General features: G+C 59.5%; 2 protein-coding genes. Both read right to left on the reverse strand.

Annotated elements, in window-relative coordinates; all coding sequences use genetic code 11:
* Positions 1 to 571, reverse strand: a 571-nt coding sequence (locus GX108_05295; GenBank protein NLO56452.1) for a hypothetical protein, incomplete at its 3' end; no start/stop codon positions are given.
* Positions 568 to 2,190, reverse strand: coding sequence for a CTP synthase (locus GX108_05300; GenBank protein ID NLO56453.1), 1,623 nt, complete (start codon positions 2,188 to 2,190; stop codon positions 568 to 570). The genes GX108_05295 and GX108_05300, both read right to left, overlap by 4 nt.
* Positions 2,191 to 2,224 lie beyond the last annotated feature (34 nt).

Below are 2,224 nucleotides of genomic sequence, written 5' to 3' on the forward strand. Positions count from 1 at the left end.
GGTTCTCTTCGAGTTTAAGCCGGACCACATCGCCGGCGGCGGCGTTCTTCGGCGAGACCCGGTCTATAAAGGTGGCTTTGAAAACCATGTTAGCGGGGACGTTAATTTCCTGCCAGAAAACCTGCCCGGGGAAGAGGAGGGTGAGCAGTCGCTCGAGCCTCATCGCCAAGGGTCGTCCCTCCGACGCTTCGCCCTCCAGTTGTCGCTCGATCTCGGCCACCCTGCTGGCGAGGGGGAGGTCGGGCCTTATCTCATGGGTGATGGCCCACTCGGCGAGACCGGCCTTGAAGATCAGCGAGGGTTGCCCCAACGACCCGTTCCTGATGAAGTTCAGCAGCCCCGACTGTCGCTCGGAGATGCTACCCGGTAGTTCCCGCCCGAAAAGATCCGTCTCGATCTTCTCGAGCCTTCGGATAATTCCCCCGGCCCCCTTTTCGGCATAGATGAGGAGGTCGATCTGGTCCTGGGTCTGCTCCGGCGTATCGACTTCCTGCCCATGTGAAACACCCGCAAAAGCAATTACCAGGAAAAGAAGTACAAGAATCGATGCAAAACGGCTCCTTGAATTCATTTTTCGGCCTCCCTTTCATTTTCTTCCGCCCTTTTCCGGGCAGCCCCGATGAAGCCGACGAAAAGTGGATGGGGGCGTATCGGCCTCGACTTGAGTTCCGGGTGGAACTGGACACCCACGAACCAGGGGTGTTCCTCGAGTTCGATGATCTCGACCAGGTCCCGCTCGGGGCATATGCCGGCTATCCGCATTCCTCTGGAAGTCAACTGTTTCCTGTAACCATTGTTGAATTCGTACCGGTGCCTGTGCCTTTCCTCGACGACCCTCTCCCCTCCGTAGGCATCGTAGGAGAGCGAGGAGGGCTTCAGTTCGCAGGGGTACAAGCCCAGTCGCATGTCACCCCCCGTATTTTTTGACCCCGGCCCCCTGGGTCCCGAGGTTATGACCGGGTCCAGCGTGTTCGGGTCCATCTCCGCGCTCTGAGCCGAGGGGATGCCGCAGACATTCCGGGCGAACTCCACCACGGCTATCTGCATTCCCAGGCAGAGTCCCAGGTAGGGAATTTTGTTCTCACGAGCGTAGGCGGCCGTCTGCATCTTCCCGGAAACGCCCCTGGAGCCGAACCCCCCGGGCACCAGGATCCCGTGAACACCTTCCAGGAGAACGACTCCCTCCTTTTCGACGTCCTCGGCCTCCACCTGGCGGATCTTTACCCGCACCAGGTTGGCCGTGCCCGCGTGGGTAAGGGCCTCGACGACGCTCAGGTACGCATCCTTGTGGCTCACGTACTTCCCCACCATGGCCACCTCGATGACGCGTTCCGGGTTTTCGCTGGCCTTGACGAAGTCCCTCCAGTCGTCGAGGTCGGGTTCCTGCTTCGGCTCCAGGCCCAACTTTTCCATCACGAGGCTGTCAAAACGCTGCTCATAGAGATGAAGGGGAATCTTGTAAATGGACGATACGTCGGTCGCCTCCACGACGGCTTCCTTGGGGACGCTGCCGAAAAGGGCGATCTTCTCCCTGATATCGCTGCCTAGGTGGGTGACGGAGCGGCAGACGATAACATCGGGCTGTATCCCCAGGCGGCGCAGTTCGTTGACGCTGTGCTGGGTCGGCTTGGTCTTCAGTTCTCCCGCGGCGGCGATGTAGGGCACGAGGGTGACGTGGCAGTAAAGGACGTTCTCTCGGCCGACGCGATTCGCCATCTGGCGGATAGCCTCCAGGAAGGGCTGCCCTTCGATGTCACCGACGGTCCCCCCTATCTCGGAAATCACGACATCGACACCGTTGTTCACTTTCAGGATCCTCTCCTGTATTTCGTTGGTGATATGGGGTATCACCTGGACGGTAGCTCCACAGTACTGTCCCGCCCGCTCCCTGGAAATGACCGAGGAGTAGACCTTCCCCGTGGTTACCGTGTTGTCCCTCGAGAGGGACTCATCGATGAAGCGTTCATAGTGACCGAGGTCCAGGTCCGTCTCGGCGCCGTCGTCGGTGACGAAGACCTCGCCATGCTGGAAGGGGTTCATCGTCCCCGCGTCCACGTTGATGTAGGGGTCCATCTTGATGATGGAGACCTTGAATCCCCTGCGCTTGAGAAGAACCCCCAGGGAGGCCGCGGTAATACCTTTCCCCAGTGACGAAACGACACCGCCTGTGACGAAAACGTATTTGGGCATATTTCCCCCTCCGGAACGGATGCAAAGAATAGGA

The organism is Thermovirga sp. (genome assembly GCA_012523215.1).
Classification (GTDB): Bacteria; Synergistota; Synergistia; order Synergistales; family Thermovirgaceae; genus 58-81.